The following is a 23,300-nucleotide window of genomic DNA, read 5'->3' as shown; positions in this document are numbered from 1 at the left end:
CGGCGCAACCAGTCCCGGCAGCGCGGCGGTTGACGAGTCGGCGGACGCCTCCGACGCAAGCTCGAAGCGCAAGGCTGGTGCTGCCGGCTCCGGCTCCGGCTCCGGCTCCGGCTCCGGCTCCGGCTCCGGCCCCGGCCCCGGCCCCGGCCCCGGTCGAGCTGCGGGCGAAGGGTCGGCGGGTGGCGTAGGTGCCGACGAGGGGCAGCCGGTAGACCCTTCCCGAGGCGCTCCGGCCGCAGCTCAGGACGATCGCGGCACAGCCGACCGCACGCCCCGGCCCCGGGGCGAGGCGGCGCAAGCCGCGCGGGCGGCCATCAGGAGGTTGGGGGCCGATTCGGGCAACGAGCAGCAGCGCCCGGATGTACCTGGCGAACGCTCAGGCAGCGAGCAGCAGCGCCCGGACGTACCTGGCGAACGCTCAGGCACCAGTGACACCCCGGCCCGCAGCAGGTCCGGGAAATCCCGCCCAGGCGCCGAGCGGCCTCGGGCGAGGAAGCCGCGCGACACCGACCCCCGGCGAGCAGTGCTCCGCGCCCTCGCAGCGCAGGACCCCACCTCCACCCTGGCCTCGGTAGACCGGCTCTTCCGCATGCCCGACGCGTCCACACCCGAGTGGGACCCCGACCACTCCTCAGGCCCCTCGGAGCCCGACGCGCCCAACCCCGGAGTGGCCTCCGGCCGTTCACCAGACCTGACCGTGGCTGGCTCGCCTGCGCCCAAGTCGGACCCGACCGTGCCCGGCTCACCTGCGCCCAAGTCGGACCCGACCGAGCCCGGCTCACCTACGGCCCACCCGATCCTGACCGAGGTCAACTCGCCTGCACCCGAGTGGGACCGGATCAAGCCCGCCTCGCCCTCCTCAGGCCGCGAGTCCGGCGCCGGGCGATCACTCGCCCCCACCCGCCGAGGCCCCAGGCACGCGGAGACCGCGAACCCGACCCGCCACCGCCCGGGCACCCCCGCCGAAGAGCTGCGCCGCACCTTCCCCGCCGACTCCGGCACGGTGGGCGACGGACTCGCCGACAGCTGGTGGGGCAACGCCTGGATCTCCGCCCTCGAGGACTCGGCGCTCGACCCGGCACGGCTCGCGCGGGGCCGGTCCTATGCCGGCCAGGGCAAGGTCGACGCGATCACCGTCACCCCCGGCCGCGTACTCGCGTACGTACACGGCAGCCGGGTGCGGCCCTACCGCGCGAGGCTCACGCTGCGCACCCTGTCCGACGAGGAGTGGGAGCAGTTCCTGGACGCGGCCGCCCAGCGCCCCGGGCACATCGCCGCGTTGCTCGACAAGGAGATGCCGCAGTCCCTCGCCGACTGCGGAGTGGACCTGCTGCCGCGCCCGGGCGACCTCGAACCGGACTGCTCCTGCCCGGACTCGGGCCACCCTTGCAAGCACGCCGCCGCGCTCTGCTACCGCACGGCCAGGCTCCTGGACGAGGACCCGTTCGTGCTGCTCCTGCTGCGCGGCCGGGGCGAGCGCGAGCTCCTCGACGAGCTGGCCCGCCGCAATGTGACCCTGGCGGCGCGCTCCGCCGCGGACGCCCCGACCCGCCTGCCCGGCGTACGGGCCAAGGACGCCCTCGCCCCGCGTACGCTCCCGCCCCTGCCCCCGCCGCTCCCCGTCCCCGCCCGCCCCGGACCGCCGCCCGCCTATCCCGCCGCCGAGTCGGGCCCCGACCCGCTCGCCCTCGACCAGCTGGCGACGGACGCGGCGGCCCGAGCGCACGCCCTGCTCAGCACCGGGCACGACGCGTCGGCGGAGCTGACGCTCTGGCAGGACGCGGTCCGCCTCGCCGCCGCCCGGCCCGGTTCCGGGCTGACCGCCGGCGGGCGCGCGCTGTACGAGTCGCTGGCCGCCGCCACCGGCCGCACCCGCACGGAGCTGGCCCGCGCGGTCGCGGCATGGCGGCAGGGCGGGATGGCGGGCCTCGCCGTACTCGAAGAGCCCTGGGACCCGCCCGCGGGCCGCTTCGACCAGGCCCGACCTGCCCTGCGCGCCGCGGAGTTCCCGGCCTTCCTGCCCCGCCGCAACCACCTCACCCACCCCCGCGGCCACCTCCAGCTCCGCCTCGGCCGCGACCACCTCTGGTACGCCTACGAGTCGGAGCCGGGCCAGGACGACTGGTGGCCCAGGGGCACCCCGGACCACGACCCGGTCGGCGCCCTGACGGGCCTCACCGAGGGGTGAGGCCCGGGCTGCGGCCCGGGAGAGCTACTGCCGGTACGCCTCGTACACCGCCCCCGCCACCGCCAGGTCCTCCCAGGCCATGCCCGCCGACTTGAACAGCCGAGGCCGATCCTGGTCCACCTTGACCTCGCCCCGGACCAACTGGGCAAGGGTGTCGAGCCGTTCGACGTCAAAGGTGCCCGCTGCGACGGCCTGGACGATGTCGCCGCACTCGCGCAGCGCCACCGCATGCGACTCCGCGACGACGGTGGCCCGCCCGACCAGATGCTCGTCCACCTCACGGGCATCCGGCTCGTGCGAACCGACGGCAGCGACCGCGGCGTGCGGCGCCAACAGGGCGCTGTCGAAAAGGGGTTCACGTGCCGTGGTGCAGCAACACACCACGTCCGCCCGCGCCACGTCCGCCGGCGTCGCCGCCGCGGCGCCGACCCCGATCGCCCGGCACCGCTCGACGAAGGCCGCCACCCGGCCCTGGTCCCGCCCGACCACATCGACGTACTCCACCGTCGGCCGCACGGCACGCACCGCCGCCACGTGCCACCACGCCTGCGGTCCGGTCCCGAAGACCAGCATGCGCCGGGCATCGGGCACCGCGAGATGCCGTAGCGCCACCGCCGAGACCGCGGGCGTACGCAGCGATGTCAGCGCGATTCCGTCGAGGAGGGCGAGCGGGGTGTGGGTCAGCCCGTCGAGCAGCAGATAGAGCCCCTGGATCCGCGGCAGACCGCGCGCGGGATTCCCCGGCGTCGCGGAGACGACCTTCACTCCGGCGTACCCGGCACCGGACGAGGGCATCATCAGCAACTGCCCGCCCGGGATCCCGACCACCCCGCGAGCGGGCTCGGACTCCGGATCGAGACCCGCCGCGAGCGCCGCCTCCACCGCGTCGACAGCCCCGGACATCGGGACCAGCCGCTCCATGGCTTCCGCGTCGACAAAGGGCGGCATGTCACTCATGGGACTTCCTCGCTGAACTTGTGGAATGCCTGATCCGGTGGAACGGCTGATCCGCTGGAACGGCGGGCGGCAGACGCCACGCATGGGCGACGGCGTACCCGGTCGACGCTACCCAACCCGACGCCCCCGACACCCGGCAGCCGACGAGATCCCTCGGTCACCGAATCCCTCCGGTCACCGAGGCGCTGCCACCGTCTCAGTCAACCCGTGTCACCACGCTCTGGTAGAAGAGGTCGACCGCCGAGTCGACACTGCGGATGAACCCGGACGCGGCGTTGCCGCGCGTGGTCCCGAGACCGCGCGAGAGCGACAGTCGAAAGCCCGTGATCGGCTGTCCGGGACCCGGCAGGAGATCGCCCGGCTCCGGACGCAGCTTCTCCAAAGTGCCCCGAGGGCCGGGGACTTCGCCCTTCATCAGGGTCTGCACATGCAAGTCGGCCGGGGCGACGGCAAGCTGTCGCATCAGACGCTTCACCCAGGACAGCGGGTAGCCCTGCTCGGGCGCCGGGACCTCCGTCGAGGCGCGGAGCCGGCTCAGCCGTAGGTCGGCGACCAGTGCGAGCGGGCCGGGCGTGCCGTCGATCCGGATCTCCGCGTGCAACCGGCCGTCGTCACACAACGCCTCGGCGAGCGCCAGCCGACGTGCGTACGGGTCGACACCACGCCTGGCCCGCTGGACGGGCACGACCTTCGTGCCGAGCTCGCCGGCCAGCCGCAGGCACACCTGCCGGATCAGCCGCTCCCAGCTCTCCACCACGAGGACGGACCGGGGATCCCCGGGGACGAGGGTCTCGTCGTCGATCCCCTTGCGGACCGGGACCCACGCCGGACCCATGTTCTGGAAGCCGTGGCAGCCGGAGTTGTCATGCTGGAGGTAGTGCAGGAGCTCGTGCAGCAGCCAGGCGTGCGGCTCGAGCCCCACCCCCTCGTGACGGATCAGGAGCTGTGCCTGGTGGGTCACCTCCGCCCAGGACAGGTGCCAGAGGGCGACCTTGTTCTTGCGCCGACCGTCGATCTTGACGTCGACGAGCGGACTGCCGTCCAGGGCAACGTCGTTGGAGAGCGTGATGACGGCTTCGTACCCGCGCCGTGATGCGATGTCGAGGTAGCTCTGGACCTGTTCGTCACGGAGCGGATTGCCGTTGGTCTTGACCTCGACCAGCGCGGTCCACAGCTTGCCCGCACGTTCCACGCGGATGACTCCGTCGGGTCGGCGCGGATTGTCGGCGTTCGGGAGGGTGACCTCGGTGAAGGTCTCCATGCGTCCGGCCGGAGCGCCGAAACCGGCGGTGAGTCGGCGCCCGAACTCGGGCACTTGGGCCATCACCGCCAGCAGGATGGAGGTGGCCCGCACCTCACGATCGCGGTCGCTCTTCAGCGAGGCGACCGGGAAGAGACGTGCGGGATGCCACGCGTCGTTCTCGGCGAGGGACGGTTTCCCGCCGCGCGGCAGGGTGACCTTCTTCTTCGCGGTACGCAGCCGCCGTCCGGCGACGCTCCCGTCACCGGGCCCTTCGGCGGCCCCGCCGCTCCCCGTGGCCCCGCTGTTCCCCGTGGCTCCGGTCTCGACGGGCACGGTCGGCACGGGTACCGGCACCGGCACCGGCACCGGCACCGGCACAGCCACCGTCGGCGATGCCTGCCCCGGCACCCCCTGCTTCTCGTCCTCGTCGTCCTCGTCGATCTCGATGCCGTAGTCGGTCGCGAGGCCGGCCAGCCCTGTCTCATAGCCCTGCCCGACGGCCCGGAACCGCCACTCGCCCTGCCGGCGGTAGATCTCCCCGAACACGAACGCGCTCTCGACCGAGGCCCCGGTGATGGTGAAGCCGAGCAGGTCCTCGTCCGTGCGGTCGGTCAGCGTGATCCGCAGATTGTCCAACTCGCCGAAGCCCGCCCGTTGGTACCGGCTCGCCGCGATGATCACGCACTGCACGTCGGCGGGCAACGCCGACAGGTCGAGGCGGATCCGGTCCTCACTGCCGTTGTCCGTCGGTGTCTGACCGAGAAGCTGTACGGATCCGTCCGCCGAGGTCGGATTGTTGTAGAAGAAGAAGTCGTCGTTGCTGCCGACCTTCCCGTTCGCCCGCAGCAGCAGTACGGATACGTCGGCGTCCCCCTCCCCGCTGGCGCTGCTCCAGCTGAGGCTGACGAGCACCGAGCCGGCACTCTCGGCGAGGGGCGGCAGTGGGGCATTGGCGCCCTTGGTCATCTCGCGCATGGCGGCCCCCCGGAGCAGCGAGGGCAGTGCGGTCGGAGGCCGAACGGCCCTCCTAATGTGTGGAGTTGAACACGGTGCTGTCCTTCGAGCTTGATGCGGACCTGCCGACCTGACAAGGAGTTCGACCCAGGTGGTGGGGTACCTGGGGTACCTGTCCTACCGATAGCCCCGCTTCAGCAGATACTTGGCTCCCGCCTCGAAGCCGTCAGGGCTGAGCAGTTCGAAGCCGAAGGCGTCGGCGAGCCGGCCGGTGGTGTTGAAAGCGGCTCTGCGACGGGCGCCGATTCCAGGTCGGCCGGCACCGCGGCGACCCGTGGGCCGTCCTGGTACGCCTGGCTCGCGGTCGCGGTGTGCGCGCCGACGCAGAACGCGGAGCCGTTCACCTGGGAGACGTACGCCGCCATCAGCTCCCGGTCGCCCACCGACCGGGCGGACGGCCCGCGCATCGCCTCGTGGGTGAACGTCTTGGCCCGGGCGCCGTAGAGGATCTCAAGTCGCATGCCCGGGCCTCCCCTTGGCGATCGCTTCGGCCAGGGCCCCGAGTCCGGTTTCGTACAGCCGGGTGGAGTGCCCGACCGCGGCGCAGACCACCAGCTCGAAGAGCTGGTACGCGGTCCACCAGGGCTCGATGTGCTGCTCGCTCCTGGGTACCGCACGGTTGGTGCGCCGTCCGGCGTGACATGCGCAGCCGGGCTCAGCCGGGCGTCGCGCCCTGGTGGCTGAGTGCGTCCACCTCCGCATAGGTGGGGATGCCGACGGGCAGCGGCAGGCCGTCGCGGACCGCGAGGGCCGTGGTGAGCGTGGCGTGCAGGGCCGAGCGGAAGAGCAGGGAGCCGGTGCTGACCCGTCGTACGCCCAGGTCGGCCAGGCGGTCCAGGCCGAGGGCGGGCAGGTGCAGCACGTTGACCGGCACCGGAACGGCGGCGGTCACGGAGGCGATGTCCTTCTCCGCGGCCAGACCGGGCACGAAGAGTCCGTCGGCGCCGGCGTCCACGTACCGTCGGGCGCGGTCCAGCGTCGCGGGCACCGAGGCGTCGACGCCCAACCAGTAGGTGTCCGTACGGGCGTTGAGGAAGACGCCGGGTGCGTGCCGTTTGACCGTACGGATCAACGTCACCTGCGTCGCGGGATCGGCCAGCCCGTCCCCACGCCCGTCCTCCAGGTTGATTCCGGCGACGCCGAAGTCGGCCAACTCGACGACCAGGTCGGCCACTTGGGCGGGGTCGGCGCTGAAGCCCGCCTCGATGTCGACGGTGACCGGACACGGCAGGCGGACCAGCTTCCTGGCCAGCGCCACCGTCTCGTCGCGGGCCAGTCCCGCGGCGTCGGGCAGGCCGCCCGCCGCAGCCACACCGAGGCTGGTCGTGCCGACGGCGCCGAACCCGGCAGCTGCCAGCGCCGCGGCCGACGCGAAGTCCCAGGCGTTGGGCAGCAGCAGGGGCCGGTCCGCATGATGCAGTGCGTGGAATGCGGATTTCGCGGAGTTCACGGAGTTCAACGGGTCCTCGCTCAGAGCAGGTTGGCTGCGATCGTAGGCTCACTCGGGTCGCGCGGCGGTGTGCCGGGCACGCGGGCGCAGGAGCAGTGTGGCGGGCACCCCGATGAGAGCCGGCGCCGCGGCGAGGCCGAGGGGCGTGCCGTTGAGCAGCCACGCCTGCGCGGGTACCGGTGTGTGCAGCGACGCGACCGTGGCCGGGAGGGTGACCATCACCGCGTTGTAGATCATCAGCGTGAGGGCGGTGGCCGCACTGACGAGGAGCAGCGTCCTGGCCGGCGGCGGCCCGGCCGGGGAGGGGCGGCACGGGAAGAGGGCGTGCGGCCGGAAGTGAGGTGCACGGCCAGGGAGTTCAGGCCCTGGCCGTGCGGGGGCGGCGCGAAAGGATGTCCGCCCGCCGGAACTGCCCGCAGTGGGCGAAGTACCCGCAGCCGACGAAGTGCGCGTAGTTATACGGCAGTTAGGGCAGCGCGCAGTTCGGCGAGCGAGTGTCGCTGGACCCCCTGGTCGTCGAAGTTCTCGGGGGCGAGCCAGGACTCGAAGGCCTTCTTGACCGTGGGCCACTCGGTGTCGACGACGGAGAACCAGGCGGTGTCGCGGTTGCGGCCCTTGTACACGAGCGCCTGCCGGAAGATCCCCTCGAAGGTGAAGCCGAGCCGTTCGGCCGTCTTGCGCGAGGGCGCGTTGAGGGAGTCGCACTTCCACTCGTAGCGGCGGTAACCGAGGTCCTCGAAGACGTACTTCATGGCCAGGAACTGCGCCTCGGTCGAGATCGGACTCCGCTTCATCAGCGGCGAGAACATCACATTGCCGACTTCGACGACGCCTTGGGCCGGGTCCTGCCGCATCAGCGAGAGCGTGCCGACCGGCTTGCCGTCGGCGAGGTCGATCACCGCGTAGTGCCGCGGGTCGGTGCTCGCCGCCATCCCCTCGACGTGGCGACGGTAGTCCTGCGGGTCGTCGAAGGGGCCGCTGGACATGTACGTCCAGTCCCGGTGGTCCGGCCCGCTGCGGTAGGCCGCGTAGAGATCGGCGGTGTGCGTGTCCGCGTTCAGCGGTTCGAGCCGGCAGCGGCGGCCGGTGAGCGTGACGGCGGCGGGCCGCGGGCGCGGAGTCCAGTCCGGTACGGGTTCGCCGACGGGCTGGTCGTACTCATTGAGTCGGATGTGCACTGTTTCTCCTGATCTGGCCGTGTGCTGCCAGCGTACGAAGCCTGTGGACCCATCAAAAGGTCCACGAGGGGGATAATCGATGGAGCCACCCTTTCGCCGGGAGAGAGGGCGGGGAAGGGAGCCGTACGTCCATGGCCATCGAGGAAGGCTTCGGTCCGCAGCTGGATTTCCTGCTCCAGGCACCGCTCGACCGGAGTCGCGGCGCCGAGCCCCTCCAGCGCCAGCTCGCCCGGCGACTGCGTGAAGCCGTCCTTGACGGGCGCCTGCCGTCGGGATGCCGACTGCCCGGCTCCCGGACGCTCGCCGCGGCGCTCGGCATCTCGCGCAACAGCGTCACCGCCGTCTACGACCTGCTCGGCGCCGAGGGCTACATCGAACCGAGCCGGCAGGGAACACGCGTCGCCGAACTGACCCGCGCCCCGCGCCACCCGCAGCCGAACGAACAGCGCAAGGTGCCCGAACTGGCCCGGCGCAGCGCCCGGATCCCCCAGAACCACTACCGCGCCGAGAGCTCGTACGCCCTGAAACCGGGCGTTCCGGCGCTGACCCGGTTCCCGCACGCCGCCTGGCGGCGGTGCGTCGAGCGCGCCCACCGGGAGGCGGACACCGGGACGCTCGGCTACGGCCCGCCGCGCGGCGAACCGGCGCTGCGTACGGCGATCCTGCGCCACCTGGCCCTGGCCAGGGGAGTGCGCTGCACGCGGGACCAGGTGGTCATCACCGAGGGCGCGCAGGACGCCCTCATGCTCTGCGTGCGTCTGCTCACCGATCCCGGGGACACCGCCTGGGTCGAGGACCCCGGTTACCGCGGCGTGCAGACCGCGCTGGCCTCCGGCGACCTGGACGCCGTACCGATGGACGTGGACGGCGCCGGCCTGCGGGTGCCCGACGCCGCCTGGCGCACGCGCACCCCGCGCCTGATCTACACCACCCCGTCCCACCAGTACCCGACCGGCGCGATCCTGACCGCCGGCCGTCGCCTGGAGCTGATCGAGAAGGCGCGCGAGCACGGCACCTGGATCATCGAGGACGACTACGACAGCGAGTTCCGGCACAGCGGCGCCCCGATCGGCGCCATGCAGTCCCTGGCCCCCGACGCCCCCGTACTCTACGTCGGCAGCTTCAGCAAGACCCTGTTCCCCGCCCTGCGCATGGGCTTCCTGGTCCTGCCCGAGTCCCTGGTCGAGCCGGTGAAACCGCTGCTCGACCAGATCCTGCGCGGCGGCCACCGCCACGAACAGCTGGCCCTCGCGGACTTCGTCGAGAGCGGCCAGTTCGGCCGCCACCTGGGCCGCATGCGCCGTCTCTACCGCACCCGCCGGGACGCCCTGACCGCCGCACTCGCCGCCCACCTGACGGTGCCCCACTCGATCACCGGCTCGGAGAGCGGGATGCACCTGGTCCTGCACCTGCCCCCGACCCACCCCGACCACCTGATCGCCGCCGCGGCCCGCGAGCGACGGATGGCGCCGATGGCCCTGTCCCTGTGCAGCCTCCGGCCGGCCCCCGAGGTCAACGGCCTCGTCCTCGGCTACGGCAACACCCCCGAATCGCGCTACGCGTCGCTCTGCCGTGAGCTCGACGAGCTGATCAAGTCGTCGGCAAGGGGCGGACGGTGAGGATCTGCCGGGCAGGTCCCGACGAGACCGGCGAGCCTACGAGGCGTTCCTCACCGACCGGCTCTGCGGTCTGCCCGCCGTGCTGCGCCTCGCATCGCACCTCAACATGAAGACGATCAGGGAATGGGGTTGAGCCGGCCGAGGCACGCGAGTCCGAACTCCCGGTTGGCGAGGGTCTGTTCGCGGTAGCCCGCGGGCAGGCCGGGCAGGGCGAGGAGCCGGTTGCAGGCGGCGACCGACGCGGTCGCGTCGCCCGTCCAGTACGCGGTGATCGAGTACTCGAAGAGCAACCCCCATGCGTACACCCACGGTTGGACGAAGAGGATGTCGTCGGGCGCCGGCCGGTCCACGGCGGCAGCGGCGAAGGCGTGCGCGGTCACGTACCGCCCCGCCTTGCGCAGCCGTGAGACGAGTTCGTACGCCGCTTCGAGCCGGGTGGGCCGTGCTTCCCAGGCCTGAATCAGCCGGTCCGTCCCGCCGGCCCGGTCCCCGGACTCGGCCCGCAGCACCCCCGCCTGAAGATGGGCGTAGTAGACCTCCTCCGCCCAACCCCCCATCCGCGCGCGCTGCTCGTACAGCCGGATGGCCTCCTGCCGCTCCCCGATGTCCCGCATGGTCTGGGCCAGATAGAAGACGGTGCGGGAATTTCCGGGGTCGCGTGCCAGGTCCGCGCGCAGGAGCCGCGCGTCCCGCTCGAACTTGTCGCCGCGTGCCCCGCCGTCGGCGAAGTGCTCGACGACGAACGAGTCGAGATTCTCCTGAGTGTGCTGCTGGGCTTGCTCGGCGGTGAGGTATTCGTGAGTGACACCTTCGTACCGCCAGGCGATGTCCCCGCGCACCACCCGCTTGTTGCGGTACTCGAGGTCCCCGGCGTGCTTGACGAGATACGCGTCGGCGGTGAGCGCAGCCGGTGGACCCGCTGCCGCTCTGAGGACCATGTCCGCGTCGATGAGCAGCAGATAGTCCGCCTTCCCGTACGCGCGGCGGATGTTGAGCGTGCGGTTGTGCCCGAAGTCCTGCCAGGGCTCCTCGTGCAGCTCGCCCGGAATACCGTCGAGGACCTTGCGGACCAGGTCCTGGGTGCCGTCGGTGGAGCCGGTGTCGGAGATCACCCAGTAGTCGATCAGATCGCGTACGGAGTCGAGGCAACGCTCGATGACGCCGGACTCGTCCTTCACGATCATGCAGAGGCAGAGGGTCGGCCTGTGGTGCGTGGGGGGCATGCCGGCAGAGCGTATCGGTGCATTCCGGGATGTTCGGCGCGGTGGGTCGTGAGGGGCGGCCATTCAGGGGGGTCGAGGGAAATTCTGTGCGTCATTTCAACGCACTGGTATTCGGGCGGAGGAACATCGGCGTGATTTCCCGAATTGCCCTCCGGCTTGCCCCTCCGACTTGCTCTCTCCGACTTGCTCTCTCTGACTTGATTCCCCCGCCTTGAATTCCCTGCTCACCGTGATGAAAGGCCACCGAGATGCCCCGCGCAGTGCATTGGCACGATGTCGGCCGCCCTGTCCTCGGCGCCGTGACGCTGGGCCTCACGCTGGGCCTGTGCCCTCCGGTTCCGGCGGCCGTGGCCGCGGCTGCTCCGGCGATGGTGCTGTGGTGCCGGAACAGTGCGGAGGTGATCGCGCGCACCGGCCAGAACGCCCGGGCCAGACCGACGACCGCGTCGCCCACCACGGCTTCGTACCCGCAGTACGCGTGCGTCCAGCTCAAGTGCAAGGCCCACGGGCAGAACATCCAGGGCAACAGCACCTGGTACCGCCTCACAACCGGCACCGGCTGGCTGAACGCCCGCTACACCCGGCCCCACGTACCGGTCCCGTGGTGCACCCACACCATGCCCCCACCCAAGCCCTGCAAGTGCGACCGCGGCCCGACGGGCCCTGCCGGCCCAACCGGCGCTACCGGCGCTACCGGCCGCCCCGGCCCCACGGGCCCGGCAGGCCCGACCGGTCCTACAGGGGCTCCTCCTGCGAGCTCGCCTGTCGTCATGACGCCGGTGATCGGGTCGACGGGGCCGAGAGGGGAGGACGGTGAGGATGGGGAAGACGGTGAGGATGGCGCCGTGGGGGCGACGGGTGCGACCGGGGCGACGGGTGCGACGGGTCCGATGGGGTCGACCGGTCCGATGGGGGTAGCGGGGCCAACTGGCCCGGAGGGTCCTACGGGTGAACCGGGCCCAACTGGTGCGACGGGTCCTATGGGACCGGAGGGTGACGCCGGGGCGACCGGGGCAACGGGCCCGACGGGGGAGCAGGGGGCGATTGGGCCTACGGGTGCGTCGGGCGCCGATGGTGTGGCGGGTGTGGAGGGGGCGACGGGACCGGCCGGTCCCACGGGTCCTACGGGGCTGGCGGGTCTGACGGGTTCGACAGGTCCGACGGGTCCGACAGGTGCGGCTGGTGCTGACGGGGAAGCGGGCTCAACTGGCCCCGTCGGGCCGACGGGTGCTGTGGGTGAGCAAGGTGCAGCGGGGGAGAAGGGAGAACCCGGCGCGACGGGAGCGAAGGGCGACCCGGGTTCGACCGGGGCTGTCGGCCCGACGGGCCCAACTGGTGCGACTGGTCCCGCAGGTGAGGCGGGGGCTGTGGGTCCGGCCGGCGTCGACGGCGCTACGGGCCCGGCCGGGGTCGACGGTGCGACTGGTCCGGCGGGTCCGACTGGCGGCACCGGGGCTGCAGGAGCTGCTGGGCCTACTGGTCCGACAGGACCCACTGGCGCGACAGGTGCCGCTGGCGCGGCTGGAGTGGATGGAGCTGTTGGCTCAACCGGTCCGACCGGTCCGACCGGCCCAACGGGGCTGACTGGCGCGGTTGGTGAGGCGGGTCCGGCCGGGGAGCCTGGACCGGCCGGGGCCAAGGGCGAGCCCGGGGCCCCGGGTGCGCCGGGCCCGACAGGGGTCGCTGGCGCGACCGGCGCTGCTGGCTCGGCTGGAGTGGATGGAGCTGTTGGCTCAACCGGTCCGACCGGTCCGACCGGTCCGACCGGCCCAACGGGGCTGACTGGCGCGGTTGGTGAGGCGGGTCCGGCCGGGGGCCCCGGACCAACGGGAGCCACGGGGGAGCCCGGGCCCACCGGTGCCACTGGCCCAGCGGGCGCGATGGGCGAGACGGGTTCGACAGGACCCACTGGCGCGACAGGGGTCGCTGGCTCGGCCGGAGCTGACGGCGCCACTGGCCCAACGGGTTCAACCGGTGCGGTTGGTGAGACGGGTCCGACTGGTGAACCCGGACCAGTCGGAGTCAAGGGCGAGCCCGGCTCGACGGGCGCGACCGGTCCGGCGGGCCCAACTGGCGACACCGGGATCGCAGGAGCTGCCGGCCTTACTGGTCCGGCAGGGGCGACTGGCGCTGCCGGCCCAGCTGGAACCGATGGAGCCACTGGCGCAACAGGCCCAACCGGCCCAGCGGGCACGGTTGGTGAGGCAGGTCCGACTGGGGCCCCCGGGCCGACCGGAGCCCCAGGCGAGCCCGGACCCACCGGCGCGACCGGCGCCACTGGCCCAGCCGGAACCGACGGAGCCACCGGCCCAACGGGCTTGACTGGTCCGGTTGGTGAGACCGGTCCGACAGGTGAACCCGGACCGACCGGCGCCATCGGCGAGACCGGGGCGACGGGCGCGGTGGGGCCGACAGGCACGACGGGGGCGACCGGTCCAACGGGCTCCACCGGCTCTACCGGCGCCATCGGCCCCACCGGTCCTTCGGGCGCCCGCGGAGACACGGGCACGACAGGTGCCACCGGCGCTGACGGCCGGATCGGCGAAACCGGCCCAGCTGGAGCCACCGGCGCAACGGGCCCCACCGGCGACACAGGTCCGTCAGGCTCGGCGGGAGCCACGGGAGCCACGGGAGCCACGGGAGCCACGGGAGCCACCGGCTCAACAGGGCTGCCAGGTCCGGCCGGTAAGGACGGTGCCCCTGGCGACATCGGGCTCACCGGTCCAACCGGCGCGACGGGTGCAACCGGCACCACTGGCGAGACCGGCGCGACCGGCCCCGCCGGGCAGGCCGGCCCCACGGGCCCTTCCGGGCCGACCGGCCCCACGGGCGAGACCGGTTCAATCGGCCTCACAGGCAACACAGGCCCCACCGGCCTGCCCGGCGCAATCGGCGCCACCGGAGGACTCGGCCCGACCGGCCCCACTGGCCCAGCAGGCAAAGACGGAGCAGCCGGCATCGGCAGCACGGGCCCAGCAGGCCCAACCGGCGCGACCGGAGCCGCCGGAGCAACAGGCGCGACCGGAGCAACAGGCGAGACCGGAGCAACAGGTGCCACCGGAGCTACAGGCCCCACCGGCCCAACCGGCCCCACCCCGACCGTACTCAACCCGCTCTACCTCACCAGCACACCGCAAACGCTCGGCGGACTCGCCGAAGGAGGTGTGGTCAGCCCGACGTGCCCGGCGGGGTACAAGGCGTTCGCGGGGTCGCCGTTCGCGGGGCCCGTCACGAACGGGCAGCCGCCGAATGTGGAGCTGGTCTCGGTCTTCCGCAATACCGAGACCAACTACGTGGCCTACTTCAGGAACCAGAGCTTCGGCAGCGCCTCGGTCCAGGTATCGGTGACCTGCCTGCCCGTTTCGTAGCGGGCCACGCGGACGGGGTTCTGATGTGCGGGGGCATCACACCGAAAGACACCTGCCGGCAGCACCCCGCGGCCCCGCACCCTGCGGTCCGCGCGGCCCCGCACCCCGCGGCCCCGCGCCCCCACCCTGCGGCCCCGCGCCCCCACCCCGACACCCCCCCACCCCGACGTGAAGGATCTTCGTACAACGGCGGATACCTGGAGCAGATCCGGCAAGCGTCCCCACCCCCGGCCACGAAGCGGAGCGGAGATGTGGGAGCGTGAGCGGGTGAGTGAGACGACGACTGAAACCCTGCAATACCGCCTTGACGGGCCAGAAGACGCCCCGGTCCTGATCCTGGGGCCGTCACTCGGCACTACATGGCACATGTGGGACCGGCAGATACCCGAGCTCTCCGAGCAATGGCGCATCTTCCGCTTCGACCTGCCGGGCCACGGCGGCGCCCCCGCGCACCCCGCCGACTCCGTCGCCGAACTCGCCGACCGGGTGCTCGCCACGCTCGACGAGCTCGGCGTGCAGCGCTTCGGCTACGCGGGCTGTGCCCTCGGCGGCGCGATAGGCACCGACCTCGCCCTGCGCCACCCGCACCGCGTGGCCTCCCTCGCGCTGATCGCCGCCTCGCCCCGCTTCGGCACGGCCGACGAGTTCCGCCAGCGCGGCGTGATCGTCCGGACGAACGGGCTGGATCCGGTGGCGCGTACGTCGCCCGAGCGCTGGTTCACCCCGGGCTTCGCCGCCAACCAGCCCGCGATCACCGAGTGGGCCGTACAGATGGTGCGTACGACCGATCCCGGCTGCTACATCGCCGCCTGCGAGGCCCTCGCCGCCTTCGACATCCGCGCCGAGCTGGGCCGCATCGGCGTACCGACGCTCGTCCTGGTCGGTTCCGAGGACCAGGTGACCGGGCCCGCCGAGGCACGCACCCTCGTCGCGGGCATCCCGGACGCCCGGCTCGCGGTCGTCCCCGGTGCCTCGCACCTGGCGCCCGTGGAGCAGCCCGCCGCCGTCTGTGACCTTCTCGTGCGTCACTTCTCCACGGCCTGGACCGAGCACCACCAGGCCATCCCGGCGCCCCCCGTCAAGCCGGTCCTCACCCAGGCCCCGGCCGCCCCGATCGCCGAGATCGCGCCGATGGAGGTAGCCGAGCAGCCGGGCCGCCCCGACCTGTACGAGACGGGGCTCAAGGTGCGCCGCGAGGTGCTCGGCGACGCCCACGTCGACCGGGCGCTGGCCGATGCCGATGCCTTCTCCGGCGACTTCCAGGACCTGATCACGCGCTACGCCTGGGGCGAGGTCTGGGCCCGGCCCGGCCTCGACCGCCGGATGCGCAGCTGCGTCACGCTGACCGCGATGGTCGCCGGCGGGCACCTGGACGAGCTGGCCTTCCACGTGAGGGCGGCCCTGCGCAACGGCCTCACCCCGGACGAGATCAAGGAAGTGCTGCTCCAGGCGGCCGTCTACTGCGGAGTTCCCGCGGCGAACGCGGCGTTCAAGGTGGCGAAGGCGGTCGTACGGGAAGAGACCACGCCGCAGGAGTAGCAGGATGGGCTCATGAAGCCCTTGCAGATTGAGCTCACGAAGAAGGCGCACGCCTGCATCCGACTGGAGAAGGACGGGCAGACGCTCGTCATCGACCCGGGCGGCTTCAGCGAGCAGGACGCGGCGGCCGGCGCCGACGCGATCCTCGTGACGCACGAGCACCCGGACCACTTCAACGAGGACCGGCTGCGCCTCGCCATGGACGCGAACCCGGCCGCCGAGATCTGGACTCTGCGCTCCGTCGCGGACCAGGTCTCGGCGGCGTTCCCGGGGCGCATCCACACGGTCGGGCACGGCGACACGTTCGCGGCCGCCGGCTTCGACGTACAGGTGCACGGCGAGCTGCACGCGGTGATCCACCCGGAGCTGCCGCGGATCACCAACGTCGGCTTCCTGGTGGACGGTTCGGTCTTCCACCCCGGTGACGCGCTGACCGTCCCCGACCATCCGGTCGAGACACTGCTGCTGCCCGTCATGGCCCCGTGGAGCAAGGTCTCCGAGGTCATCGAGTACGTCCGTGAGATCAAGCCGCGGCGCGCCATCGACATCCACGACGCCCTGCTCACGGACCTGGCCCGGCCCATCTACGACACCCACATCGGGAACCTGGGCGGCGCGGAGCACTCCCGGCTCACGTCCGGGGACGTGGCCGAGCTCTGACGCCTTCGGCGGCCGCGGCCGTGGCGTGGCGGATGAGTGCGGCGGCGGCACGGGGGATCTCCCCGTCCGCGAAGGGGAGCGGCCCGGGGCCGTCGCCGATGCCGTCGACCAGATCCGCCGTGTCTCTCAAGTCCCCTGCGGTGGCGCGCAGTTCGTCGGGATCGAGGGGCAGGTCCGGTGCGTGGTACGGGGAGTGCGCCTGTACGAGGTCGCGCAGGTGCCGCGCCGCGGCCGTGGTGGCGTCGAGCTCGCCGAGGAGTGCCTGGGAGGCGCGCGGCTGCGTGGCCAACCGCCCACGGGATGCGGCGAGTTCAGCCTGAGCGGCCTCGAAGGCGCGCCGGGTGTGCAGGCGTTCCACCGGCGGCGGCCGTCCGATGAGGGACGCCACCCGGTCCAGCCAGCGGGCCTGCGCGCTCAGCAGCAGCGCCACCCGGCCCGGCACCTCGCTCTCCTCGCGGTGCGGCCACAGCACGAGCGTCGCCAGGGCCGCGAGGACCGCGCCCATCGCGTTGTTGCCGACGCGTTCGGCGGCGTCGACCCAGCTGGGATGCGTACCGAAGGTCAGCAGGAGCAGCGTCGCGGGGGCCCAGAAGATCGGCCAGAGCCCGTAGTTGACCTGCCGCAACGGCCGGGCGATCCCGGCGAGCACGGCGGTGATCACGGCGAGCAGCACCGGGGAGAACGACGCCGACAGGGTGAGCAGCGCGGCGCCGATGGCGGAGCCGAGGATCGTGCCGCCCATGCGCTTCACGATGCGCTGCGTGGTCTGGCCCCAGCTGGGCCGCATCGTGGTGGCGATGCCGATCAACACCCAGGTCCCGTGCGGCAGATCGGCCAGGGTCACGGCGACGAAGGCGAGGGCGAAGCAGACGGCCAGCCGCACCGCGTACCGGAACTGCGGTGTCCGCCCGGTGACGGCCGTACGCAGCGAGTCCCGGGCCTGCCGCACGGACACGGGGGTGGCCCGCTTGTCCACGGGCGTGTGCGGGCCGCCGATGAACGGCAGCAGGATGAGCAGCGAGCCCCACACGGCGCCGATGGCGAACAGTGCGATGTGTTCCACGCTGTCGATCCGCCCGGCGGGCTCCGCGGCGATCACCAGGACGATCAGCGCCGACGCCCCGAGCGCGGGGACCGGCACGAGGAGCGCCATCACGGCGATGGCGACCGTGGTGGCCGCGAGATGGCCCGCGACCAGGATGCCGAGTGCCGCGGCCGCCGTGATCACGAGACTGCGCTGGGCCAGCGCGGCCACGCGCGCGGAGGTGGACCCGCGGGGGATGGCGAGCGCCAGGATGACGGAGGACAGGGCGATCGTCATGCCGTGCTCGACGTGATCGGTGGCGATCCCGATCAGCATCGGCACCAGCATGCCGATCATGGTGCCCAGGGCCAGCTGCCACGAGTAGCGGCCGTTCTCCTCGCGGGCCAGGAAGACGTCCGTCAGGCCGCCCGCGAATCCGCGCGCGCCCATGTCAGGCGCTGAGGAGTTCGATCACGCGGTCCGTGGTGTCCACCTCGGAGAGCCTCGGGAAGATGTTCTTGAGGCTGCTGGCCTGGGCCTCGGCGTTGGTGTCGGTGCACGCGTCCTCGACGAGCGTCAGGTGGTAGCCGAGCTCCCAGGCGGAGCGCGCCGTGGACTCGACGCCGATGCTGGTGGCGATCCCGGCGAGCACGATCTGGGTGACGCCCCGGCGGCGCAGCTGGAGGTCCAGCTCGGTGCCGGTGAAGGCGCCCCAGTGGTGCTTGGTGATCACGATGTCGCCGTCCTGGGGGCCGAGTTCGGCCGGGAACTCGGAGAACGCGGCCGGCGGCGCCGCCGCCATCCGCCCCGCGTCGGACCGCCCGACGGGCAGGTCCCCGCCGTCCTGCGACCAGCCGACCCGGACCAGGACGACCGGCAGGCCCTTGGCCCGGAAGGCCTCGGCGAGCCTGGCGCCCTGCCCCAGCACGTCGGCGGAGGGGGTCACGGTCGGCAGGCCGAGGATGCCGTTCTGCAGGTCGATGAGGACGAGTGCGGTGCGCGGGTCGAGTGTCGTGGCGGGCATGGTGCGGTTCCTTTTCGTACGTTGCCGGGGGAGGGGGCCGGTGGATCCGGGGCCCCGGTCGGTGGCGGACCTGTGCTTGTCGTCAGTCCTCCGCGAGCCGCCTGAGCAGGGCGGTCGCCGCGGCCAGCGCATGCTGTTCCGCCGGGTCGAGCCGCTCTTCGAGCATGCGGGTGAGGGCGTCCTCACGCACTTCTTGCCGCTTGCGCAGGCGTTCGCGGCCGTCCTCGGTGAGCTCGATGAGGACCTGGCGGCCGTCGGTCGGATGCGATCTGCGCGCCACGAATCCCTCGGCGTCGAGCGCCTTGATCGTGGCGAGCATGGACTGCGGCCGGACCAGCTCGGCGCGCGCGAGGGCGGCCGGGGTGGCGGCGCCGTCCCGGGCGAGCCGCTTGAGGAGCGAGGACTGGGAGAGCGAGAGGCCTTCGTCGGCCGCCGATGCGCGGATCTTGCGCAGCAGCCGGTCGAGCGAGGCCCGCAGGTCCTGGGCCATGACGCCCAGCTCCTGCCGGGACAGGGGTTCCGGAGTTTGTGGAGTCTGGGATTCCGTCATGTTCAACAGGCTAACTGTCAAACAGGCAAACTTGCAAGTTTGCCTGTCGATCTCCCCCTGTTGTCAGTGCCGCCCGGTAGGTTGTGGGGCATGCGCATCGCCACCTGGAACGTGAACTCGATCACCGCCCGTCTGCCCCGCCTGCTGGCCTGGCTGGAGAACAGCGGCACGGACGTGCTGTGCATCCAGGAGACCAAGTGCGCCGCCGAGCAGTTCCCGGCGGACGAGCTCCGCGAGCTGGGCTACGAGTCCGCGGTGAACGCCACGGGCCGGTGGAACGGCGTGGCACTGGTCTCCCGGGTCGGCATCGAGGACGTCGTCACCGGCCTGCCCGGCGGCCCGGATTACGAGGGCGCCCAGGAGCCGCGCGCCATCTCCGCGACCTGCGGCGGCGTCCGCGTCTGGTCGGTGTACGTGCCGAACGGCCGGGAGCCGGAGCACCCGCACTACGCGTACAAGCTGGAGTGGTTCAAGGCGCTGAAGGCGGCCACGGCCGCCGACGTGGCCGGCGCCCGCCCCTTCGCGATCATGGGCGACTACAACGTCGCACCCACCGACGAGGACGTCTGGGACATCAGCCTCTTCGAAGGGGCCACGCACGTCACCCCGGCCGAGCGTGCCGCCCTCGCCGCGCTGCTCGAGGGGGGCCTCACCGAGGTCATGCCCCGGCCGCTGAAGTACGACGTGCCGTTCACCTTCTGGGACTACCGCAACCTCGGCTTCCCCAAGAACCGCGGCATGCGCATCGACCTGGTCTACGGCAACGAGCCCTTCACCAAGGCCGTCACCGACTCGTACGTGGACCGCGAGGAGCGCAAGGGCAAGGGCGCCTCCGACCACGCCCCGGTCGTGGTGGACCTGGACGTCTGACCTGGTCGTTCGCCCCGTGCGGCTGAGGTCGGTCGGCACTGTCGCCGGCCACCTCCGCGCTCCTACCGTTGGGTTATGCCCAGCTATGCCCTGATTTCAGCGAAACTCCGTCCCGACCACCGGGACCAGCTGAAGGCAGTCGGCCTTGTGCTGCTCATCGGCCTCGGCGCGGGCGCCGGAGCCGTCGTCTTCCGCTTCATGCTGGAGGGCGCCACCCGGCTGTTCTCCGGACATGCCGACTACGCCTCGGCCGGACACGCCGCGCACCCCGGACTCACCTTCCTCGGCCCGTACTTCGTGCTGCTCACGCCGGTGGTCGCGGGCCTCATCTACGGCCCGCTCGTCCATCGCTACGCCCGTGAGGCGCGCGGCCACGGAGTGCCCGAGGTCATGCTCGCCGTCGCGCAGAACGGCGGCCGCATCAAGGGCCGCGTCGCCGTCGTGAAGTCCCTCGCCTCCGCCCTGTGCATCGGCGGCGGCGGATCGGTCGGCCGCGAGGGCCCCATCGTGCAGATCGGCTCCGCCCTCGGCGCGAGCTTCGGCGCCCTCATCAAGGCCGACGAGGAACGCACCAAGCTGCTGCTCGCCTGCGGCGCGGCCGGCGGCATCGCCGCCACCTTCAACGCTCCCCTCGGCGGCGCCGTGTTCGCCATGGAGCTGATCCTGCGCCGCTGGAACGCCCGCACCTTCGGCCTCGTCGCCCTCGCGTCGGTGACCTCCTGCCTCCTCTCCCGCGCGGTCTTCGGCGACACCCCCTTCCTGGCCCTGCCCGAGCTGCACGTCCAACACCCGGACATCTACCTGCTGTTCGCGGCCCTGGGCATCGTCGCGGGCGCGGCCGGCATCTTCTTCACCCGCCTCCTGTACGCGGTCGAGGACCTCTGCGACCGCATCTGGCGCGGCCCCGAGTGGCTGCGCCCCGCGGTGGGCGGCCTGGCGCTCGGCGGACTGCTCCTCCTGCTCCCGCAGATGTACGGCGTCGGCTACCCGGTCCTGGAGAACGCGGTGCGCGGGCACTACGCGATCGGCCTGATGCTGATCCTGCTCCTCGGCAAGATGGTCGCGACCAGCCTGACGATGGGCATCGGCGGGTCCGGCGGCGTCTTCGCGCCCTCCCTCTTCATGGGCGCGATGCTGGGCGGCGTCTTCGGCGCGGTGGTCTCCGGGGTGCTGCAGACGGGGCCGGGGTCTGCGGCGGAGTTCGCTCTGGTGGGCATGGCGGCGGTGGTCGCGGGCTCGGCCCGCGCGCCGATCACTGCCGTGGTGATCATGGTGGAGCTCACGGGGGAGTGGGGGCTGATCCTGCCGTTCATGCTGGCGGTGGCGTTGGCCACGGGGGTGAGCCGGATGCTCAGCATGGAAACGATCTACACGTTGAAGCTGGCGCGTCGGGGCATCGACATTTTCCCCCACCCCGCCCCTTCCCGTAAGGCTGCCGCCGGCGTTTGAGGACAAGGGGGGTCCGGGGGCGCAGCCCCCGGCCTCCGGAGGGTTTCGGGAAGGGGCGGGGAGGGGCTGAAAAGAACCTCAACCCCCCAGCACCCGCAGATCAATCGACTCCCCGAGCGCAGCCAACCCCGCATCCCCAGGATGCAGATGATCCCCACTGTCATACGCGCCCAGCATCCGCGAAGGATGCGCAGGATCCCGAAGCACCGCATCGAAATCCACGACCCCGTCGTACACCCCACTCGCCCGAATCCAAGAATTCACCGCAACCCGCTCCGCATCCACCGCGGCCGTACACCGCGATTCCCCCTCGCAGGGCGCAATCGTCGCGGCAACAACCCGCAACCCCCGCTCCCGCCCCCGCGCAGCGATCTCCCGCAACCCCGCGATGACTTGGTCCGCCCGCACACCCCACCGCACATCGTTGACGCCCTCGAAGACGATCACCGTACGGACCGAGGTCTGGGAGAGGACATCCCGCTCCAGGCGGTGCAGCGCACTCACCCCGCCCGTATTGGTGGACACCCCGTCCCCGAGGTAGGCGTCCTGGGTGACCCGGTTCGCCGAGATGCCGTGGTTGATCACGCCGTACCGCGGCACGGCGGACTGCGCGAGCAGCCGGCGGGCCAGCACATTGGGCCAGCGCGCGTTCGCGTCCTGCGTCGACTTCACGCCGTCCGTGATGGAGTCGCCCAGCATCACCACGGACCCGGGCCCGCCACCCACGTCCACGCCCGTCAGGAACGGCCAGGTCGAGAGGGTCGACGTGTACGCGCCCGCGTCGGCGGCAGCGGTGTGGTCGCCCGGCTCGCTGACGTACGAACGCTGGATCGCCTGGCTGTGCACGGGCGCCGTGGTCACCGTGTCCGGCAGGTGGAAGCTCACCAGGAGGTTGGCGTCGGCCGGTACGTCGAAGCCGAGTGGATCGCTGAACAGTTGGGCCCCCGCCGGGATTTCGGCTCCCGCGGCGCCCCGGAAGCTCAGCGCGACCGGCTTGCCCTTCGCCCCGGCCCCGGCGGCCTGCACGGCCACCGACGCGCTCCCGATCCGCACCGGCGCCGCCGCGAAGGTGTTGTCGAGCCGGATCCGCACCCGGGGCCCGCCCGCCGCCGTGTGCACCACGAGCCGCAGCGTCCGGTCGGACCACGGCCCGACCGCCGTGTACCCGGCGGTCGAGGCCGACCAGCTCCCGGTCCAGCCCCGCGCGGCCTCCCGTACCGACAGCGCGAACACATGCAGATCGGGTCCGCCGTCACGCGGCAGCTCGACGGAGGCGACCTCGCGGCCCCGGGCGAGGGGCACGGAGACGACGTACAGCCGTGCCTGCTCGGCGAGTTGACCGCCGGGAGTGTTGAGGTGCGGCAGCGCGACGGACTTGGTGGAGAGGGGACCCGAGCGCCAGTCGGGCGCGGTGAGCCGATAGCCGCTGCGCGAGCCGTCCCGATAGCGCACGGTCCCCGCGCCGCTCGCCTCGCCGCCCGTGCCCGCGACCAGGAAGGACAGCGCCTCGCCCCGGCCGCGTACCCGAACCGACTGGCCATCGGCCCGTACGTTGTCGGGCTCACCCGGTGCCGTACGGGGCAGCCGCAGCCGGGCCGCGTCGATGGACAGCGTCCGTCCGGGCGTCCAGCCCGCCGCGCCCAGGTCCTGCGCGGACAGCGAGGCGCCCGAGCCGTCGAAGTCGGCCTCGGCCGGCGCGGAGTCGGCACTCACCGCCCGGTTGTCGAACAGCCGCTCCAGCGGCAGCGCCCCGGTGACCGGGGCCTCGGCCGCCCCCGCCACCGGGGCGGCCGAAGCGAGCAGGGCGAGGGTGACGGCTGCACCCCAGATACGTCTGCGCACGACCGTCTCCTCCTGCTCACCCTGTGACGACAGATGCGCCATGAAGCTAAGGAGGCCGCGGCAACGCGTCAATGACCCCGGCCTGAACTCGGCCTGAACTCA

Annotated in this window: 17 protein-coding genes and 1 pseudogene; 7 read left to right on the top strand and 11 right to left on the bottom strand. The window is 72.3% G+C overall.

The features are described 5' to 3' along the window. Positions 1 to 589 precede the first annotated feature (589 nt). Positions 590 to 2,188 carry an SWIM zinc finger family protein gene (locus tag OG430_RS11325; RefSeq protein WP_327352326.1) on the top strand — a complete coding sequence of 533 codons (1,599 nt, stop codon included), beginning with the start codon at positions 590 to 592 and terminating at the stop codon, positions 2,186 to 2,188. Between the two features lie 24 nt (positions 2,189 to 2,212). Here the strand turns inward: OG430_RS11325 and OG430_RS11320 are convergent, their stop codons facing one another. The 6 genes from OG430_RS11320 to OG430_RS11295 all read right to left on the bottom strand — a co-directional run bounded on the left by OG430_RS11320 (position 2,213) and on the right by OG430_RS11295 (position 8,030). Beyond that, positions 2,213 to 3,145, bottom strand: coding sequence for an ornithine cyclodeaminase family protein (locus OG430_RS11320; RefSeq protein WP_327352325.1), 933 nt, complete (start codon positions 3,143 to 3,145; stop codon positions 2,213 to 2,215). Between the two features lie 196 nt (positions 3,146 to 3,341). Further along, a complete protein-coding gene (locus OG430_RS11315) occupies positions 3,342 to 5,363 on the bottom strand; it encodes a TerD family protein (protein ID WP_327352324.1) in 2,022 nt (673 codons plus the stop codon). A gap of 173 nt (positions 5,364 to 5,536) precedes the next feature. After that, positions 5,537 to 5,863: a carboxymuconolactone decarboxylase family protein gene (locus tag OG430_RS11310; protein WP_327352323.1), complete on the bottom strand. Its 327-nt coding sequence runs from the start codon at positions 5,861 to 5,863 to the stop codon at positions 5,537 to 5,539. A gap of 194 nt (positions 5,864 to 6,057) precedes the next feature. After that, positions 6,058 to 6,852, bottom strand: a complete 795-nt coding sequence (locus OG430_RS11305; protein ID WP_327352322.1) for an isocitrate lyase/PEP mutase family protein — start codon at positions 6,850 to 6,852, stop codon at positions 6,058 to 6,060. A gap of 48 nt (positions 6,853 to 6,900) precedes the next feature. Next, on the bottom strand, positions 6,901 to 7,089 hold the full coding sequence (locus OG430_RS49445; RefSeq protein WP_442816471.1) for a hypothetical protein: 189 nt from the start codon (positions 7,087 to 7,089) through the stop codon (positions 6,901 to 6,903). 218 nt (positions 7,090 to 7,307) lie between these two features. Beyond that, on the bottom strand, positions 7,308 to 8,030 hold the full coding sequence (locus OG430_RS11295) for a GNAT family N-acetyltransferase (RefSeq protein WP_327352321.1): 723 nt from the start codon (positions 8,028 to 8,030) through the stop codon (positions 7,308 to 7,310). Between the two features lie 131 nt (positions 8,031 to 8,161). Between OG430_RS11295 and pdxR the strand changes: the two genes are divergently transcribed. After that, positions 8,162 to 9,649, top strand: a complete 1,488-nt coding sequence (gene pdxR / locus OG430_RS11290) for a MocR-like pyridoxine biosynthesis transcription factor PdxR (protein ID WP_327352320.1) — start codon at positions 8,162 to 8,164, stop codon at positions 9,647 to 9,649. Positions 9,650 to 9,765: 116 nt separating this feature from the next. Here pdxR and OG430_RS11285 read toward each other — a convergent pair whose 3' ends face one another. Next, entirely contained in the window at positions 9,766 to 10,872 is a 1,107-nt protein-coding gene (locus OG430_RS11285) for a glycosyltransferase (RefSeq protein WP_327352319.1), read from the bottom strand. A 3,164-nt stretch (positions 10,873 to 14,036) separates the two neighbouring features. Here OG430_RS11285 and OG430_RS11280 point away from each other — a divergent pair. The 3 genes from OG430_RS11280 (at position 14,037) to OG430_RS11270 (ending at position 16,439) form a co-directional block, all read left to right on the top strand. Further along, positions 14,037 to 14,240 carry a hypothetical protein gene (locus OG430_RS11280; protein WP_327352318.1) on the top strand — a complete coding sequence of 68 codons (204 nt, stop codon included), beginning with the start codon at positions 14,037 to 14,039 and terminating at the stop codon, positions 14,238 to 14,240. Positions 14,241 to 14,507: 267 nt separating this feature from the next. Next, positions 14,508 to 15,779 carry a bifunctional 3-oxoadipate enol-lactonase/4-carboxymuconolactone decarboxylase PcaDC gene (gene pcaDC / locus OG430_RS11275; RefSeq protein WP_327352317.1) on the top strand — a complete coding sequence of 424 codons (1,272 nt, stop codon included), beginning with the start codon at positions 14,508 to 14,510 and terminating at the stop codon, positions 15,777 to 15,779. 12 nt (positions 15,780 to 15,791) lie between these two features. Then, on the top strand, positions 15,792 to 16,439 hold the full coding sequence (locus OG430_RS11270; RefSeq protein WP_327352316.1) for an MBL fold metallo-hydrolase: 648 nt from the start codon (positions 15,792 to 15,794) through the stop codon (positions 16,437 to 16,439). Here OG430_RS11270 and OG430_RS11265 read toward each other — a convergent pair. The 3 genes from OG430_RS11265 to OG430_RS11255 form a co-directional block, all read right to left on the bottom strand. Further along, positions 16,411 to 17,913 carry an FUSC family protein gene (locus OG430_RS11265; protein WP_327352315.1) on the bottom strand — a complete coding sequence of 501 codons (1,503 nt, stop codon included), beginning with the start codon at positions 17,911 to 17,913 and terminating at the stop codon, positions 16,411 to 16,413. The two genes, OG430_RS11270 and OG430_RS11265, sit on opposite strands and share 29 nt — an antisense overlap. A 1-nt stretch (position 17,914) precedes the next feature. After that, entirely contained in the window at positions 17,915 to 18,487 is a 573-nt protein-coding gene (locus OG430_RS11260; RefSeq protein WP_327352314.1) for a hydrolase, read from the bottom strand. 82 nt (positions 18,488 to 18,569) lie between these two features. Beyond that, positions 18,570 to 19,037 (bottom strand): MarR family transcriptional regulator, encoded by a 468-nt coding sequence (locus OG430_RS11255; RefSeq protein WP_327352313.1) that lies wholly within the window; start codon positions 19,035 to 19,037, stop codon positions 18,570 to 18,572. A gap of 90 nt (positions 19,038 to 19,127) precedes the next feature. On the opposite strand from OG430_RS11255, the gene OG430_RS11250 reads away from it, so the two are divergent. Further along, on the top strand, positions 19,128 to 19,907 hold the full coding sequence (locus OG430_RS11250; RefSeq protein WP_327352312.1) for an exodeoxyribonuclease III: 780 nt from the start codon (positions 19,128 to 19,130) through the stop codon (positions 19,905 to 19,907). A 198-nt stretch (positions 19,908 to 20,105) separates the two neighbouring features. After that, a pseudogene (locus OG430_RS11245) lies at positions 20,106 to 21,338 on the top strand (chloride channel protein); the annotation flags it as partial. 96 nt (positions 21,339 to 21,434) lie between these two features. On the opposite strand, the gene OG430_RS11240 reads toward OG430_RS11245, so the two are convergent. Beyond that, on the bottom strand, positions 21,435 to 23,240 hold the full coding sequence (locus tag OG430_RS11240) for an SGNH/GDSL hydrolase family protein (protein WP_327352311.1): 1,806 nt from the start codon (positions 23,238 to 23,240) through the stop codon (positions 21,435 to 21,437). Positions 23,241 to 23,300 lie beyond the last annotated feature (60 nt).

The organism is Streptomyces sp. NBC_01304, from assembly GCF_035975855.1.
Classification (GTDB): domain Bacteria; phylum Actinomycetota; class Actinomycetes; order Streptomycetales; family Streptomycetaceae; genus Streptomyces.
The sequence above is the reverse complement of the archived record's forward strand: the minus strand, read 5'-3'. Positions and strand labels throughout refer to the sequence as shown.